A 17252-nucleotide genomic window follows, 5' to 3' on the forward strand; every position below is an offset into this window, starting at 1 on the left:
ATTCTTTTTTACATCAATCCGATTAAGTGGAAGACAATACCAACCACGAATAATCCAAGGATAATGATGATAGGTGATACTTTTTTCTTAAGTAACCACATACAGAACAATGTTAAACATAGAGCAGCAAGACCAGGGATCAAGCTATCTAAGTTGTCTTGTAATGTAGTAACTTTAGAAGAAGTTAAAGATAAACCTGCTGCTTGTTGTTCCAAAGCAGATTTAATTCCTTCAGCACCAGCAGGTAATTTGTCCCACTCGATGTATGCACCTTTATCAAGTTTTACAGTTGAAACTGTAGGTGCAAAGCTGATTGATACCCAGCGGTTAACTAACGAACCTAAGATAAACATACCTAAGATTGAAGCACCTTTAGTGATATCTTGTAGTAATCCACCAGATAAATCTTCAGTGATTTTTGAACCAGCTTTGTAGCCAAATTCTTGTGTATACCACATGAAAGCCATACGAATAATATTCCAACCTAGGAAGTAAATGATTGGTCCTAAGATGTTACCACTCATTGCAAGAGAAGCTGCTAATGCACCAAGAATTGGTTTTACTGTGAACCAGAAAACTGGATCTCCGATACCAGCTAAAGGTCCCATCATACCAACTTTAACCCCTTGAATTGTTACATCATCAACAGGTGCGCCATTTGCACGTTCTTCTTCAAGTGCCAATGTAACCCCTAAAATTGGTGAAGCTACATATGGGTGTGTATTAAAGAACTCTAAATGACGTTCTAATGCAGCTGCACGGTCTTCTTTTGTTTTATATAATTTTTTGATTGCTGGAATCATTGAGAAAGCCCAGCCACCATTTTGCATACGTTCGTAGTTCCATGATCCTTGGATGAAAGTTGAACGCCACCAAACAGAAATACGATCTTTTTTCGATAATTGAATTCTTTCTTCTGCCATTTTCGTGTACGCCTCCTTTAGTAGTTATCTATGATATCGCCTAGTGGGTCACCAGTATTTGAGCTACCACCATTACCTGAGCCGCCACCTTGTTTAGATAGAGCTAAGTAGATAAGAGCAAGAGCTACACCGATTGCACCAAGTCCGATAAGAGTGATTTCAGAAACAGTTGCTAATACGAAACCAATTGCGAAGAATGGCCATACTTCTTTTGTAGCCATCATGTTGATAACCATTGCATAACCAACAGCTACAACCATACCACCACCGATTGCTAATCCATCTGTCAACCAAACTGGCATAGATTCAAGTAACCCTTTCACAGGTCCTTCACCGATTGCCAAGATCAAAGCAGCTGGAATTGCAATACGTACACCTTGCATACAAATTGCAATGATGTGCCATAATTCAACTTTTCTGAAGTTACCTTCTTTCGCAGCAGCATCCATCAAGTGAACGAAAGCTGTTGCGATTGTACGACAGATGATTGTTAATAATAGACCAGCAACAGCTAGAGGTACAGCGATCGCGATAGCTGAAGAAACTCCAGCTCTTCCTTGACCACCTAATACTAAAATAATTGCAGATGCAACAGATGCTAAAGCAGCATCGGGAGCTACAGCAGCGCCGATATTTGCCCAACCAAGAGCGATCATTTGTAAAGTACCACCTAAAATAAGGCAAGGTATTAAGTTCCCAGTAACTAAGCCGATTAACGTACATGCGATTACTGGTTGATGGAAATGAAATTCATCAAGAATTCCTTCCATACCAGCTAAAAATGCTACGATAACGACTAATATCATTTGAATAAAGTTTAATTCCATGATGTTAAGCCTCCATTTTTCTCTGATAGTTAAAACTATGTTTGTTTATTATTTTTTGTTTAATTCTTCTTGTGCTTTTTTCAAAATTTCATCCATATTTCCTTTTGAATCATTTGGTACTTTACGTACATCAAATTTGACGCCAGCGTCTTCAAGTTTACGGAAAGTATCAATGTCAGCTTGACTGAATGCCAAGACTTTATTTGGTTGCACTTTACCTGGTGAATGAGCCATAGAACCAACGTTAACTGTTTCTAATGGTACGCCACCTTCAACCGCTCTTAACACATCTTGAGGGTTTTCGAATAAAAGTAAAGCACGTTGTCCACCAAAGTGTTGGTCATCTTTAGCTAGCTTGATCATTTGTTCAATTGGAACAACATGTGCTTTTACACCTGGAGGAGCAGCTTGTTGAATCAATTTTTTACGAAGTTCATCTTTAGCTACTGCATCAGAAACAACAATAATACGAGTTGGATTTGTTGTTTTTGTCCAAGCTGTCGCAACTTGCCCATGAAGCAAACGTGAATCGATACGAGCTAAAACATAGCTGAATTTACCTGGAGTTCCAGATACAGATTGTTGTACTTCAGCTTTTGGTGCTTCTTCTGGTTCTAACTCTTCTGGTTTAACCTTCACACCTTCTTTTGCAGTTTCAATGATATGTGCTGCAATTTCTTGCGCAGATTCCATTGAAAAACGAGAAGCATATGCTTCAATTAACATTGGCAAGTTCAAACCACTGACGATTGCCCATTTGTCTTTGTGTTCTTCAAACAAAGTATTTGCTTGATTGAATGGAGTACCACCCCATAAATCAACTAAGAATAATACTTCGTCTTGATTGTCAAAAGAAGCAATTGCCTCTTCTAACTTGGCTCTCAAGTCATCTGGACCTTCGCTTGGTTTCAAAATAACTGCTTTAACGTTTTCTTGTTCGCCAAAGATCATTGAACCAGACTGTAAGATTCCTTCAGCAAACTGTCCGTGACTTGCTAGGATAATTCCTACCATACTTATACCTCCTATTTCTTTTTGTTGTAACAAAAATCAAAATTAAAAATAATTGCTAACCATTACAACAGATTATTTGACCGACCACAACATCCAACTATGCCTTTTTTGCTTTTGCTAGTAGCTCCCTTAAAAGAACCTTTCTGTCTGCAGGTACTTTGCGAATCTCTAATTCCACTTTTTGACTATCCAAATAGTTAAAAGCTTCTATATCGCGTTGGTTTACTGAAACAAAATTAGTAATCATTGTTTTGCCATCAGTAAAACTCATGCCGCCAATATTTAGTGAATTCAGTTGCACACCACAGCGGACAATTGCTTCTACATCTTGAGGGTTTGTGAATAACAGCATGACTTTCGCATTTGCTAATAATCCACTTTGATAAACTTGGATCATCTTTTGAACAGTTATCACGTTCGCATGAATTCCTGGTGGTGCTGCTTCTTTTAACAGAAACTTTCTCAAATCGTCTTTTGCCACCATATCGCTGACTACAATGATTCGTTCAACACCAGTCGATTTTGACCAAGCCGTCGCAACTTGTCCGTGGATTAAACGATCATCTATACGCGCTAATCGAATATCCATCTTCAAAACTCCTTTTTTCAAACTACTTCACAGAAACCCCTATCATTTCTGTGAAAGCAACCAATCCCTAGCACACTTATATAAAAGCAAGAAGCGTGCCAACTTTTAAGTGATACACTACTGGTTCTTTAAGCTTTTTTAAACAATACACAAAAAGGATACACTTATATAGTGTATCCTTTTTGTGTATTGTTTATTGAGTGTATCACACTTTAGCCAACTGATTATGGATTAAACGTAAAATATAATAGCTTTCAACCAAAGGAATCTTTAAGTTCACTCTTTCCTCTAATGGAACAATCGAACTTTGAAGCATTGTGTAAAACGGATCTTGAACCGTTTGATCCAATTCTGCTTTATCGGCAGTCAATGGTTCATTTAATACGATTCGTTCAATCATCCCAGCTGTGTGCATGACCAAATTGATTTTAAAGCCATATTCTTTGCTAGCTAATCCAATACTTTCTGTCACATGTTCAGCAAAATTCCAAATAGGATCGATCAGTTTTCTTCCATTAATAAAAGTAAAGTTATCTGATATAAAGTCCACACATGTTTCTTTCGCCGTTTCTTCGGTTAAAGAAACCTCTGGCGCGTCTTCTAAATCCGCTTCAAGTAACAGTTGGTCTAAAATCAACTCGATATTTTGATCAATAAAGCGCTCAAGTGGAATAAAGGGTGCCGCAATTTTAGGATCAGTGATTCCTGTAGTAGCAATCACTTGATATTCTGATTGAATACGTGGCAGTTCTTTTTCTAATTCAACAATGGATAAAGCTAAAACTGTTATCTCTGCTTCTTGTCGTTTACTTACCGCTCGTTCAATCAATTCCTTGATTCTCTTTGCCGTCCCTTCTCCCGAAGCACAAATAGCTAAAATTGCTTTTTGCTCTTGAGCTGGCTTTTCACTAGCTGGTGCAGGAGAAACAGCCGCGTAACCACGAAAGTTTTTTAAGGAATCATAAAGTGTATCTAGATCTGTTCCTAAAACAGAGACTTTTCGAACAGTTTCTAAAACTAACGACGTCGTCACCATATCAACTGTTCGAATTGGAATTCCTGTCTCTCGCTGAATTTGAGTATTGAACGAGGCCAACGAGCCCATATCAACTAACAGAATAACGCCACTACCTTCATCAACCTCTTGAACCTTTCGTTCAATTCGGCTAAGAGCCGTTTTAGGATCCATATCCAACGGCATATCAACTGCTCGAACATTTTCAACATCTAAAAGTTGTTTTACTACTTGAACCATGCTACTAGCTGTGCTATTTCCGTGAGCTGCAACCACAACGCCGATTCGGCCAGTTGCTTGATTTGCTCGTAAAGATACTAATAAGACTGTCAAATAATAATCTTCACTTTCTGGAATACGAACTTGAAAGTATTCTTCAATATATTTACGGACTTCTTTTGCAACTGCATACTCTTCGGGAAAATCAAATGTCATTTCTCGAATGTTATCATTCGTGTGTCGTTCTTCCCCTAAATTGATTTTTTTCAAAAATGAACTGATATGCAAACTCATCGCATAAATAAAATTCTGTTGAAATTCATAAGGCAAAGAATTCTTAACCATACTATAAATTTGATGTGTTACTTCAATTACTTTAGGATCAACAAATTCAGCCAATTTGTTGTCAGCATTAAAAGAAAATCCATGATCTTTATAAAAAGATTTCAAATGAATATTGATATCTGTCGAAATAAAATGGTTGATTGCCTCTTGATCTAAGCCATCAGATTTCAACAAAGCCGCTTTATCTCCAATAATATCGTATAAGTTATAAGGCAATTCATACGAATCTGATTGGATTTTCATTATGTCATCATTTGGTATGATTGTTAATTTGGGCTCTAGAATTTTTGATAGCTCTGCCATTGCTACGCGGTTGCTAGCTAGCTGAATTAGCCCACTTCGAATTCCTTCTGTTAAATCACTAACGGTAATCGAAATTTCGGGTGAGTTCATATGATTTAGAAATCCACGTGCGCAAATCAGTTGGATATTTGATTTCAATTGTCCAATATTCCCATAAGTAACACTACCAATTAAGGCTTTGGCAACATCTTCCGTCAGAGAAATTTTTCGTTGGATCCGATTCGCTTCATGAGCAATCATGATCTTTACCAAATCGACTTTTTCATTAGCAGGTCGCTTTTCGAAAGACGGTAGTTGAATGTTGATTGGAATCCGTCTAACAAAAGTTTCCAACAAGGAAGAGCCGGGGTCTTCTGTCGTTGCACCAACGATACGGACGTTTGCTTCATGTGATTTCGTCGTCTCACCCAATCGGCTATAAGTTCCATGATCCATAAAATAAAAGATCATTTCTTGTCCTTCTGGCGGTAAACGATGAATTTCATCTAGAAAGAGCATCCCACCGTCTGCTTGGTCAATAATCCCCATTTTTTCTTCAGTTGCACCAGTAAATGCGCCTTTTGTATACCCAAAAAGATGACTCATCAATAATTCTGGATTATTTGCATAATCGGCACAATTGAACACAATCAATTCTTTTTCTTCATCAATGACATGATTTGCTTTGGCAAAATGAAACATTGCATGTGCAAAATAGGTTTTCCCAGAGCCAGTTGGCCCCGTAATCAAACAATTTAACCCTCTAGGTGGGTACAAGATGGCAGCTTTTGCCTGTTCAACAGCATTTTTCATACTGCCATTTTCACCAATAATTTTGGAAAAAATATCTTTTGTATCAATAGAAACGATTGGTTCCTCAATTGGTAGAACATCCTCTTTGTAACTAACGACATGCTTGCTTTCAGGTTTTTGATATACATCTGCCTTTTGATATATGTAACGGACTGGTCTGCCATCGGACTTGATTAATTTTCCTTCACGAACTAACTGGTTTAAATCTTTACTACTATTTGTTCGTTGAATTCCTAGTATTTCAGCAATTTCTTGAGTAGTTACTCCTCGATCAGCTTCTGCTTTTGTTAAATGAGCGGTTTTTTCTTTGACATAGAGATAAATTCGGTCAATACGCTTTGTCAATTGATACGCCCCTTCCTGTGTTTCCAAATTTCCTGCTACACTATTTTTCTTACTATTATATATAGAATAAACATAACTAAAAATAGCTAACTACAAAACATAATACTATGGATTTCTAGAGGATTCGTCAACTATTTACCTTATGCTTTTTTTAAAATAAAAGAAACATTTGTTAAACAAGCACTTACTTTTACAAACCATTGTTCTTTTTTCATTTAAAAAACTTATTTTAAAAATAACTAAAGCTATCATTTTTATTTTTAGTATTTTTTATTAAGCTTAACTTGCAACACAACAAAAATTTTGGAGGTTTAGAAAATGAAAAGAAATCTGTTCTTTACAGTCACTTCACTTGTATTATTTAGTACCGCACTTGCAACGTTTTCACCAATCAGTTACGCGAATGAAAATGTGCCACAGCAAGAACAAACAATCAAAGTAAGTAACTATTTCACTGACATACTCGCTCCTTTAAAAGGAAATAAAATTGATTCCAAGATAACAACAGAACCCACTCAAGCAATCACGATCAATGATCCAGCTTTTGAAACCAAACTAAAAGAAATATTTCATTTGACCGCCGACGAATCACTCACATCGCAACATATGGAAAGCCTAGTTACCTTAGATATTTCTGGGTTGAGCATCAAAGATATTACCGGAATTGAATTCGCATTGAACCTAACAGACTTTCGTTTGAACAATAACTTAGTGACAGATTTAACCCCCATTCAAAATCTCACAAAATTAAGAATCATCGGTGCGACTAACAACAGGATTTCCTCCATTGATACTATGAATCATTTGCCAGCATTAGAGCAATTGGCATTAAGCAATAATCAGTTAACTTCTCTCGATGGTGTAAGCAAGTTCCCAACAATCAAGCAACTTTGGGTCGATAACAACCAACTCTCATCATTGGTTGATCTCTATTACATAAATGATTTACGTATGATTAATTTTAACTTTAACAACATCATCGACCTCGCACCTTTAAAAAAACATACAAAACTTCAAGGAATTTATGGCGCTGAAAATAAGATTCAGCGTGTTGACACTCAACTTGATTTTCCTAATTTAATTGCTCTAGAGCTAAGTGAAAATCGACTTAGCTTACCTGATAATAATTTTATCCAAATTGAAAATCTAAGAAAAATCGCTGAATTCAAAAATCTCCAACAGCTCGGTCTATCAAATAATGAACTCAACGATCTTAGTCCACTCGTTGAATTGCCAAACTTGAAACAACTGACTCTTTCAGGAAATGAATTGACTAGCTTAGAAGTATTAGAAGATGTACCTAGTCTTCAGAAAGTTGTCGCTTTAAATCAAACTATTTTTGGATCAAATACTTGGATCAACCATAAAACGCCTTTAAAACTCCGAACAATTCACGGTGAAAGACCGAACGTCACTTTTAATCAACCAGGAACTTACGATGGGACAAATATTTCATGGCTAGAAGCTGGAACAAATAATCTTTCTTGGTCTTTCAGCAATGCTAATTCAAGTGAGCAATTTTCTGGTACATATATTCAATATGCGGCTCCAGATTGGAATAATCCAGCCACACCAAGAAACCTCAAGGTGGAAAAATATGAACATTTTGGTACGATACTCAGTTGGGATGCTTCAACAGATGACTCTGGTATTCGTCACTATGAATATTATCGCGATGGTCGATTAATAACGACTACGACTGAAACTTCTTATTGTGATTATCAAATCAATGGTCCTGGACAGTGGAAAATCAAAATTCGTGCAGTAGATTTCACAGGTAAAACTTCTGATTACTCAGAAGAACTTCTCTTTTCACGTTGGTTCTAAAAAATAATAAAACGAGTGTGATTACCTCCACACTCGTTTTATTATTTTAGCAGTTACTTTTTAAAAACTTACTCATTCTTCTACCAACCTGCAAAGTAACCAATGACCACTTGCATCAACCGTCCAAACCAAACACTTACCAACAGGCAGGCAACCAGCCCAAATAAGACTTCAGCTACAAACAACAACACCTGCAGCAATGGATGCCCGTTTAGATTCACTAATCTTCCCTTCATTAAAAGCCCCTCTTTTGTCCTGTGACTTATTCACTCCCCCATCTTTCCTTCACGATACAATGTATCTCAACCATTTACTATAGACAAAATTTACAAACTATTTGGTTCCGCTTTCTTTCTATTCGTTCTTTCCATTATTTTTTTCTTCTTGGCTCTGGCAACTTCTTTGAAAAATCCGTGCGCCCTAACAAAAAATCTAAATTTGTCTCAAAAAAATCAGCAAGTTCAATCAAAATGTATAGTGGAACTTCTCGCTCACCTCGCTCATATTTTGAATAGACAGAATAATCACAGTGAAGATGTTCAGCTAATTTTCGAATCGTTAGCTGATGCTGCTTGCGTAAATAATATAATCTCTTCATAATGAAATCCTTTTTGTTAATTATATACTGCGCTTTTCTCAATCGGTCAATTGTGGACAAAAAGACCACTTTTTTCAGTATGTCAGAAAACAAAACCATTTGAAGTAGTTGATTGAAACTTTCTCTTCTTCCTTCTTCATTTTTTTACAACTGCTGTGTTTCGTTATTATCCCTTTTATTGCGAAAGAAAAATGAACATGCTATTCTTAAAATTGATACCAATACACCACTATTTTCGGAAGGTGATCGAATGATTCCTAAGTATGAACAAATCAAACAAGACTTACTAACTGAAATCAAAACGAATAAATTTGTTCCTGGCGATAAATTTTATTCAGAAGCTGCGATTAAGAAAAGATATGCTGTCAGCTCAATCACGGCAGTTAAAGCACTTAATGAATTAACGAATGCTGGCTACCTCTACCGGATTCAGGGAAAAGGAACCTTCATTTCAAGATCAAAAATAGCAGAGACTGTCAAATTCTCAGATCTCGAACGTAATTCTTTTGATAAAGAACATGTCACTGTTTTATCCATCGAAGAAAAACATGATGCTAAGATTCTGCATGAATTGAAATTAGCTAGTAATGAAACATATTATAAAATCAAACGCGTTCGTTACTTTGATGATATACCTTTCTTGGTTCATCTTACTCATTTACCAAAAAAACTGATGAAACAACCACTTGCAGATGATTTATCAGCCTACACCAGTGTCTACGAACGAATCCGCTTAGATTTCGGCATTGATCTTTTTTCCTTAGCATCTGTTGAAACAAATGAAATTGTGTTTCCCGATGATCCCGAATTACTTCGTTTGTTAAATCTAAGTTTTCGAGAACCTGCCGTTAAACAGGTCAAACATTCTTATTTGCCAGATAAAAGTGTTGCAGAATACATTATTAGTTACAAGCATTGGAAATATTTCAAAACAAAAATAGAAGTAGAAGCTAAATAAGCCACTACTCCTATTGAAAATTAAATTCTATTTATCCTTCACAAATATAAAATCATTTAAATAACTAACTTCTGTTACCTAAGGGAGCATTGATACTTTCTTAGGTAAATTACTTTCCACTAGCACTCGTACTTCGTAAGCAGCAAGGACGATCGTTTGACCGGCGCTTTTCTTTGTTTCAACATCGATACACGGATGATTCAACTTGATTTTTTGCTGGTTCGTTGAAAAGTTCATCAAGAAATGGTAAGTTTCTCTGCCATTCGTCCGACTTTGAACTGAAACATCAGTCAGGGGCTCATTTACTAACGGATTTTCTAATTGAAGTTCCGTAATCAGCTCTTTGTAAAAAACCCGTAAAAAATCGACTCCTGTTCGTGCTGCGAAATAATAGGTAGTGCCTTTTTCAACATTATTTTTAGTAAGTGCCGGCGTGCCTGCATAAAAATCCTCGCTATATTCACCACAAACAACTGCAGACGTTTTTTCGATTATGTTGCAATAGTCTTTGATGCGATACAAATTTCCAGCATAAAGTATTTGATTGCTTTCCTCTGGATAAAGCATTTCTAATTCTTTCGGAATAAGCCCAAAAAGATTTTGTAACGTTTCAGGCCATTCGCCTAAATGAAGCACATCATTCTCATTCACTACACCAGTGAAATAACTTGCAATCAAGCATCCGCCTTCTCTAACGTATGTGTCAAGATGAGCCATTGTTTTTTTCGTCATCAAATAAAGCATAGGCGCCACAACCAGCTCGTAATTCGTAAGATCGTCATCCGGGTGTAAGATATCTACGGTGATGTCTTGTTCCCAAAAGACTTGATAATGTTCCTGCAATGTCTGCGGATAACGCCTTGAAGGACGCCCAAATCCACCACCACGTTTTAAAGCCCAATTGCTTTCCCAATCAAACAGAATCGCTACTCTTGCTTTTTTATCGAGCCCCTTTATAGGAGTAAGCGAACGTAAACGATGACCATAGGTGGCTACCTCTTGATAGACACGATTCTCCTGTGAATTATCATGCCCGACCACAGCTCCATGGAATTTTTCAGAGTTAGCTAACGATTGACGCCATTGAAAATACAATGTACTGTCTGAACCATGCGCGAGTTGTTGCATAGCACTTAGTATATGAACTCCTGGTCGTTTCGATTTGTTGTATTGATGCCAATTCACGACGCTAGGTGTTGATTCCATCACTAAAAATGGTTGCTTTTTCAACGAACGAAATTGATCATGAGCATACGCCGACTTCATTGCGGTTTGTACAAGTGATTCATAGTTATTATGCCAGTCAGGATAACTATCCCAGCTTACAATATCAACAGCTTGTGCAAATTTATGATAATCAAGTCCTTCTAAAGGAAAAAAATCATGTTGATCATGTCCTTCTGCCATAAAATTCGTCGTGACGGGAATGTCCGGTGTAATTTCTCGAATAGGTTCAATTTCCGATAAAAAGAAATCAATAGTTCGTTGTGTAACAAAACGTTTCCAATCAAGATCCATTCCATGAACTTTTGTTTCTCCTAAAGGGGAGGGTGGTACTACTTGTGACCATTCGGAATAACGATTACTCCAAAAAGTCATCCACCAAGCACGATTAATAGCATCTAATGTCTGATATTTTTCTTTTAACCAATCCCGCCAAGCTTTTGCACACAAATCACAAAAACATTCACCGGAATATTCATTGCTGATGTGCCATAAAATAAGAGAAGGTCGTTTTCCATAGCGTTGTGCAAGAAGTCTGTTCATTGCTTGAACTTTTTTACGATAGATTGGTGACGTGTAGCAATGATTATGTCTAAAACCATGATGATGTTTTTGTCCATAAGCATTTGTCCGATTAACTTCTGGATATTTTTCGCTTAACCATTGTGGGCGTCCACCACTTGGCGTAGCGAGGATAACATTTCCGTCCATTGCTTCCATTTGATCAAAGACCTTATCCAACCATTCAAAGTGATACTCACCTTCGCGTGGCTCTAAACTACTCCATGAAAAAATACCAACAGTAACCGTATTTATATTCGCTTTCTTCATTAATTCTAAGTCTTTTGCTAAGATTTCAGGATGATCTAGCCATTGTTCTGGATTATAATCCCCGCCATGTAGAATACTTTTTCCAGCTACTATTCGTTTCATTTTTTCGCCTCTTCCACTGCTTTGATATGATAGATTACGGATTGGAAGTCTCCTCCCACTTGATAAGTTCCATGATTGGCACCATTAAACGCATATGGTTTTCTGATGCCTACTGCTTCTAAAAATTTCCCGCTAAGCTGTTCTTCTCCTACTTGATAAGTCAGAGCAGGAGTTAAGTGCGTAATTTTTAGAAATTCTTGCGCACTTGGGTTCGCCTGAGCGAGTTTTTGATAATAGCCAACAATAGCTTCTGTCTTTTCTTGATTGATGACACCCCAACACACTTGATTGGGAGTTGGATAGGTAGGTAGAAATTGGATAAATTGACCAGAGGTGAGCAAGGATCGATGTCTTTTATAAAAGGCAATCGTCGTTTTAATTTGCTCTTTTTCTTTTGCTGATAATTGTTGCAAATCTAATTCGTATCCTAACGGTCCAAAGATAGCTACATCTTGTCTAAATTTTAATGAGATTTCACGTAATATTTGGTGATTTGGACTGGCAGACACATGATTACTAAAGCTAGACAATGGATAGCCTAATAATGTGCCACTTTGAATGGTTAATCGTTCCACGGCATCACTATCATCACTTGGCCAAATTTGTGGACTATAAAATAATATTCCCAAATCATAACGTCCGCCTCCACCTGCACATCCTTCAATCAAAATATTGGGAAAATCTGTCAAAATTTTGGTATATAGCTCATACACACCTAAGATATATCGGTGGAAAAACTCACCTTGGTTACGCGAAGTATCTGCCAAATAATTTGAATAAGCTTCTGTAATATTTCGATTCATGTCCCATTTGATATAATCTAAGTTTGTTGCCTGTATGATTTTCTTCATTTGAGTATAAATAGCATCGACTACTTGCGGATTTGCAAAGTCGAGAACATATTGACCTCTTCCCATCGAAAAACGTTCATAAGGATGTTTGACGACCCATTCTGGATGTTTCTTATATAAATCACTGTCTGGAGAAATCATCTCGGGTTCAAACCAAATTCCTAATTGCAAATCCATTTGATGGATCTTTTGTGAAAATGCCGTTATTCCATTTGGAAACTTGCGTTTATCAACATACCAATCTCCAAGAGAGGACCGATCACTATCTCTTTTACCAAACCAACCATCATCAATCACAAAGCATTCCATTCCAAGTTCTTTTCCAGACCGAGCGAGTTCGAGTAATTTTTCTTCGTCAAATTCAAAATAAGTAGCTTCCCAATTATTAAAGACAATGGGCCGCACTGTGTGTTGCCATTTTGGATCAATAATATGACTTTCAACAAACGATCCCATCGCTGTACTTAAGCCATTCGTTCCTTGATCAGAAAATAATAACACCGCTTCTGGTGTAACAAATCGTTCATTTATAGCCAATTCCCAACTAAAATGCGCTGGGTGGATCCCCAACATTCCACGAGTATGTTGCCATTCATCAACTTCTGCCTGTGCTAGAAAATTTCCTGAATAAATAAAATTCATCGCATAAACGTCCCCATTGTCGAGACCGGCTTCTTCATGCACAAAAGCTACGAACGGATTGTGCTGATGACTGCTGGCACCTTTCAATGAACCAATTGCTACTGTTCCTTGTTCTAACTTTCTTCTTTTTTCATGTCGCTCTTTCAGCCATGCCCCTGAAAGGTGCGTAAACGCATAATTTGAAGTAGGCAAATGCAATACACCGGAAAGCATTTTATCAATTGTAACGATTTTGTTTCCTTTATTGATTAATTCTTGATTTTGCACAATAACTGGACTATCTTCAAAAATCGTATAATTCAGTATCAAGATTAACTCTCGTTCCTGATCCTCCAAGATTAGCTGAAGCGTCTGAGCATTCTCCCCATAAGTTGCGGGAACAGCCAAATTTCTAGGTTTACTTGTTTGAATTTGATTAGAACAAAAAGAAAAGTCAGTATAAAGAGGATTTCCCTGACAAGTTAATTCAATCGCTCCTTCTTTAAAATCGGTTGTTCCATATACAGGATAGGCTTGAAAGTGATCCGTCAAAGTAAAATCTCTTCCATCTCTAAAGTATTTGACTGTTCCAGCCGATTTATTTTCTTTTTTCGTAAAATAATCGAGTTCTGTTTTCGTAAGCTTTCCTAAAGCTTTTCCGTAGTAAAGCTGCTCAATTTGCCCGTTTTCCATCACATGCAGAATATAGCTAATTGCTTCATTATGTAGATGGAATAAGCGATCGTCCAATTGTTCAATCATCTGTCAACACCCTTGTCATCCGTTAATTATTTTGTACAATCATCTCAAGATATTGCATTCTTTTTTTCGCACTTTTGTTATAAATAAGTTTATATATTGGTAATGTGAACAATAAACTCAACTGACTTTTCATCTGTTTCAGCTCATTCGTTTCTGAATAGCTCACAAAGTTTGTTCCATTTTCGGTTGTATGAATCTGATAAGTTTGAAGAATTTTTCCATGAGCATGTTGGGTAATCAATTCCAATTTTTTATTGGGAATAATCGTCCCAATTTCAATAGTGCTTTTTACCACTTGCTTATTCACCTTTGTTTGTAAGTATGAATGCACTCGTGTACCTGATTCGATTGTTTCAATCGAATCATTTTTGGACTGAAAATAGCGGAGCTGTTCATTCAGTAAAGCTGAAAAAAAATCAGTAACCTGAGATTGCAATTTCCACTGGTAAGTTAACGTATCTAATCGCATCATTTCACCTACTTAATCAGTTGTTATTGTTTTATCTACATGAATAGCTTCATCCATTTCTACGTCTTTTATTTCTTTTTCTTCACGTAGATATTCATTATCCATTGCCATCAAAAATGGAATCCAAATAGCGGTCATCACAATAACTGTTACAAATTGCAAGATTGCGCCTCTAATCGACCCTGTCCCTAACCAACCAGATAAGATGATGGGAGTTGTCCAGACGACAGTCGCACCTGTTGGTCTTGGTACAAGTCCAGAATAAATCGCAAAATATGAAATAATCGTGGAAACCATTGGTGCAAGTACCCATGGAATGAAAGCCAATGGGTTCATAACCACAGGCAATCCAAATGTCATCGGCTCGGAAACGTTAAAAATAGCGGGTGCGATAATTGTTTTCATTGTTTTCTTCATCCGAATTGATTTTGCAATAAAAAATGCCATAGCAATGGAAACACCTAGCTGCATTCCTTGATTTACGAATACACCCATAAATGTAGTGTTGATAATATGTGGTAATTCAGTTGCTCCTGCTTTATATGCTTCATAATTTTCAATGGCCAAAGCACTCATAATTGGATCAATGATAGCATTGACCACCAATGTTCCATGAATACCAAACCACCAGAAAAACTGTGTGAAAAATACTGCAACTAATACAGCCGGTAGCGTTCCGCCTAATCCCATCAAAGGTTGTTGTAAGATTTGGTAGATAAAGTCGACAGCATTTCCCCATTCGGTAAACGTAAAGAGGTAACGAATTAAATTAAATAAGAACAAAGGGACAGCACCGGGAATAATGGCAACAAATGATTCTGCAATCATCGGAGGAACCGAATCTGGCATTTTAATGGTAAAACCGGAACGACTAATTCTTGAATAAATTTCTGTAGCAATAATCGCGGTCAAAATTCCGACAAACATCCCTTCAGCGCCCAGTTTAGATACTGGAATAAACGAACCTGCCACATCATCTGTACCAAAAGGCAATAACATAATAAAACAAGAAAGTGAAATGGCTCCTGCAAATACTTGCGGTTGTTTATAATGACCAGCCAATTGATAGCCAATCCCGTAAACAATAAATACAGCAGAAATACTCATAGTTGCATTTCCAACTGGGCCAAAAAAATCATTCAAAAATGCATTAAAACTATCCGGTAAATACTGAGCAAAAGCAAATGTTGTTGGGATATTTTGAATAATAATCATAATTGAAGCAAACATTGTAGCTGGAAATGCCATCATAAAACCATCGCGCAAACTAAGTAGATATTTGTTATTGGCAATCAATGTTGCTGCTGGCACCATTTTTTCTGCTAACTTGTCAACAAATTTCATTTTAGAACCCCTTTTCTTTTTTCTTTTTTGTAAACGTTTACCAAAAACAGTATATCTGTTTAGTTAACGTTTACACAAGTGCAAAATAAAAAAAGATTCAGATTTTCGAATCTTTTTTTACAAGTTTTACAAGGAGTCTCTTAAAATCAATTCACTACTACAGATAACACGAATCGGCATGGTTCGTTCTTCAAGCATCCTTTCTTTTGCTAATCTGACCGCCATACGTCCCATTTCCTCTGGATTTGCTTTGACACTCGACAAGCTAGGTGTCATGAATTTTGCCATTTCAATATCATCAAAGCTAGCGACCGCAATATCCTCCGGTATTTTCAAATTTGCTTCATTAATTGCTTTGTAAAGCCCTAAAGCCATTGGATCACTTGCAACTATTACTGCTGTCGGACGTGGATCGCTTGCTAACAATTTTTTGCCTAAAGCTAATCCTTCTTCTGGCCCCCAACTTCCTTGATATATTTGACTATATTTTTCAAGATTATTTAACCGCATCCATGTTTTATAGGCAGTAGCACGTACTTCATCTTTGCTTGTCTGCACCTGTCCTTCACTGTCCACTTTCGTACTAAGTCCACCCACAAATGAAATATTTCGATGTTTTTTCTCATACATAGTGTCAAGCAAACTAGCCGTTTTTTGTGCAAAATCTGTTTGGATGCAATCAAAAGGTTGAGTATTGGAATAATTGTCGACTAAAATGATGTTCTTATTAAACAAAGCTAACCGTTTTGTGGCTTCTTCAGTCATTTCTCCAATGACAATGACTGCACCATATTTTTTCAATTGATCCCAATCTTTATTTTTATCCCTCATATAAAAAGCTTTGACTGTACGGAAGCGCCATCTTGCTGCTTCTTTTTCAATTCCTTTTCGTATTTGTCCAAAATAAGGATCTTCCTGTTCGTCAGCTTCTTTATGTCGAACAATTAAAGCAATTGTTAATTGATCCCCTTTGTTGCGCCCGCCTTTTTGATTTTTCTTAGGTGAGTAATCTAATTGATTCGCGATTTCCAACACTCGAACACGGGTATTTTCATTGATGCTAAACGTCGCATCTTTATTTAAAATCCTTGAGACACTCGCTGCAGAAACACCAGCCAATTTTGCAATATCCCGAATCGACGTCATATATTCCACACTCCTCCATACATCTGTTTAGTAAACAGTTTATCATAAAAACGATTTCATTCAATACTAAAATTGTCTGTTGAACATCTGTCAAATTTAGAGTGGTAATCAAAAATTCTATAGATTTATCTAAACAAAAAAAAGCTC

At 36.8% G+C, this 17252-nt stretch carries 14 protein-coding genes; 2 read left to right on the top strand and 12 right to left on the bottom strand.

Features of this window, described 5'->3' with window-relative positions:
• Nucleotides 1–8: 8 nt before the first annotated feature.
• The 5 genes from AC4BD1_RS08630 to AC4BD1_RS08650 form a co-directional block, all read right to left on the bottom strand.
• On the bottom strand, nt 9–923 hold the full coding sequence (locus AC4BD1_RS08630; protein WP_067480490.1) for a PTS system mannose/fructose/sorbose family transporter subunit IID: 915 nt from the start codon (nt 921–923) through the stop codon (nt 9–11).
• Nucleotides 924–940: 17 nt separating this feature from the next.
• Entirely contained in the window at nt 941–1750 is an 810-nt protein-coding gene (locus AC4BD1_RS08635; RefSeq protein ID WP_206909920.1) for a PTS mannose/fructose/sorbose transporter subunit IIC, read from the bottom strand.
• A gap of 48 nt (nt 1751–1798) precedes the next feature.
• Nucleotides 1799–2764, bottom strand: a complete 966-nt coding sequence (locus AC4BD1_RS08640) for a mannose/fructose/sorbose PTS transporter subunit IIA (protein WP_206909922.1) — start codon at nt 2762–2764, stop codon at nt 1799–1801.
• A 97-nt stretch (nt 2765–2861) separates the two neighbouring features.
• Nucleotides 2862–3353, bottom strand: a complete 492-nt coding sequence (locus AC4BD1_RS08645) for a mannose/fructose/sorbose PTS transporter subunit IIB (RefSeq protein WP_206909924.1) — start codon at nt 3351–3353, stop codon at nt 2862–2864.
• A gap of 205 nt (nt 3354–3558) precedes the next feature.
• The gene (locus AC4BD1_RS08650) at nt 3559–6372 is read right to left on the bottom strand and encodes a sigma-54-dependent transcriptional regulator (RefSeq protein WP_206907655.1); all 2814 of its coding nucleotides are present in this window, start codon (nt 6370–6372) and stop codon (nt 3559–3561) included.
• A gap of 318 nt (nt 6373–6690) precedes the next feature.
• Between AC4BD1_RS08650 and AC4BD1_RS08655 the strand changes: the two genes are divergently transcribed.
• Nucleotides 6691–8199 (top strand): leucine-rich repeat domain-containing protein, encoded by a 1509-nt coding sequence (locus tag AC4BD1_RS08655; RefSeq protein ID WP_490485485.1) that lies wholly within the window; start codon nt 6691–6693, stop codon nt 8197–8199.
• 80 nt (nt 8200–8279) lie between these two features.
• Here the strand turns inward: AC4BD1_RS08655 and AC4BD1_RS08660 are convergent, their stop codons facing one another.
• Both AC4BD1_RS08660 and AC4BD1_RS08665 read right to left on the bottom strand, forming a co-directional pair.
• Nucleotides 8280–8435: a hypothetical protein gene (locus tag AC4BD1_RS08660; RefSeq protein ID WP_490466295.1), complete on the bottom strand. Its 156-nt coding sequence runs from the start codon at nt 8433–8435 to the stop codon at nt 8280–8282.
• Nucleotides 8436–8569: 134 nt separating this feature from the next.
• Nucleotides 8570–8797, bottom strand: a complete 228-nt coding sequence (locus AC4BD1_RS08665) for a helix-turn-helix domain-containing protein (protein WP_206907649.1) — start codon at nt 8795–8797, stop codon at nt 8570–8572.
• A gap of 250 nt (nt 8798–9047) precedes the next feature.
• Here AC4BD1_RS08665 and AC4BD1_RS08670 point away from each other — a divergent pair, with 250 nt between their 5' ends.
• On the top strand, nt 9048–9755 hold the full coding sequence (locus tag AC4BD1_RS08670) for a GntR family transcriptional regulator (RefSeq protein WP_490485486.1): 708 nt from the start codon (nt 9048–9050) through the stop codon (nt 9753–9755).
• A 78-nt stretch (nt 9756–9833) separates the two neighbouring features.
• Here AC4BD1_RS08670 and AC4BD1_RS08675 read toward each other — a convergent pair whose 3' ends face one another.
• From AC4BD1_RS08675 to AC4BD1_RS08695, 5 genes are all read right to left on the bottom strand, one after another.
• On the bottom strand, nt 9834–11912 hold the full coding sequence (locus tag AC4BD1_RS08675) for a beta-galactosidase (RefSeq protein WP_490485487.1): 2079 nt from the start codon (nt 11910–11912) through the stop codon (nt 9834–9836).
• Nucleotides 11909–14146: an alpha-galactosidase gene (locus tag AC4BD1_RS08680; protein ID WP_490466298.1), complete on the bottom strand. Its 2238-nt coding sequence runs from the start codon at nt 14144–14146 to the stop codon at nt 11909–11911. The genes AC4BD1_RS08675 and AC4BD1_RS08680 overlap by 4 nt, the downstream gene beginning before the upstream one ends.
• A gap of 22 nt (nt 14147–14168) precedes the next feature.
• The gene (locus tag AC4BD1_RS08685) at nt 14169–14615 is read right to left on the bottom strand and encodes a DUF3284 domain-containing protein (RefSeq protein WP_206907640.1); all 447 of its coding nucleotides are present in this window, start codon (nt 14613–14615) and stop codon (nt 14169–14171) included.
• A gap of 12 nt (nt 14616–14627) precedes the next feature.
• Entirely contained in the window at nt 14628–15959 is a 1332-nt protein-coding gene (locus tag AC4BD1_RS08690) for a PTS sugar transporter subunit IIC (protein WP_490466299.1), read from the bottom strand.
• A gap of 126 nt (nt 15960–16085) precedes the next feature.
• Entirely contained in the window at nt 16086–17105 is a 1020-nt protein-coding gene (locus tag AC4BD1_RS08695; RefSeq protein WP_490466300.1) for a LacI family DNA-binding transcriptional regulator, read from the bottom strand.
• Between the last annotated feature and the right edge of the window lie 147 nt (nt 17106–17252).

The organism is Enterococcus sp. DJ147D b, from assembly GCF_058216655.1.

Coding starts and splice junctions, on each gene's coding strand:
- AC4BD1_RS08645 (WP_206909924.1), bottom strand. CDS start 3,353: ATGGATATTCGATTAGCGCGTATAGATGATCGTTTAATCCACGGACAA.
- AC4BD1_RS08690 (WP_490466299.1), bottom strand. CDS start 15,959: ATGAAATTTGTTGACAAGTTAGCAGAAAAAATGGTGCCAGCAGCAACA.
- AC4BD1_RS08640 (WP_206909922.1), bottom strand. CDS start 2,764: ATGGTAGGAATTATCCTAGCAAGTCACGGACAGTTTGCTGAAGGAATC.
- AC4BD1_RS08695 (WP_490466300.1), bottom strand. CDS start 17,105: ATGACGTCGATTCGGGATATTGCAAAATTGGCTGGTGTTTCTGCAGCG.
- AC4BD1_RS08665 (WP_206907649.1), bottom strand. CDS start 8,797: ATGAAGAGATTATATTATTTACGCAAGCAGCATCAGCTAACGATTCGA.
- AC4BD1_RS08635 (WP_206909920.1), bottom strand. CDS start 1,750: ATGGAATTAAACTTTATTCAAATGATATTAGTCGTTATCGTAGCATTT.
- AC4BD1_RS08680 (WP_490466298.1), bottom strand. CDS start 14,146: ATGATTGAACAATTGGACGATCGCTTATTCCATCTACATAATGAAGCA.
- AC4BD1_RS08630 (WP_067480490.1), bottom strand. CDS start 923: ATGGCAGAAGAAAGAATTCAATTATCGAAAAAAGATCGTATTTCTGTT.
- AC4BD1_RS08660 (WP_490466295.1), bottom strand. CDS start 8,435: ATGAAGGGAAGATTAGTGAATCTAAACGGGCATCCATTGCTGCAGGTG.
- AC4BD1_RS08685 (WP_206907640.1), bottom strand. CDS start 14,615: ATGCGATTAGATACGTTAACTTACCAGTGGAAATTGCAATCTCAGGTT.
- AC4BD1_RS08655 (WP_490485485.1), top strand. CDS start 6,691: ATGAAAAGAAATCTGTTCTTTACAGTCACTTCACTTGTATTATTTAGT.
- AC4BD1_RS08675 (WP_490485487.1), bottom strand. CDS start 11,912: ATGAAACGAATAGTAGCTGGAAAAAGTATTCTACATGGCGGGGATTAT.
- AC4BD1_RS08670 (WP_490485486.1), top strand. CDS start 9,048: ATGATTCCTAAGTATGAACAAATCAAACAAGACTTACTAACTGAAATC.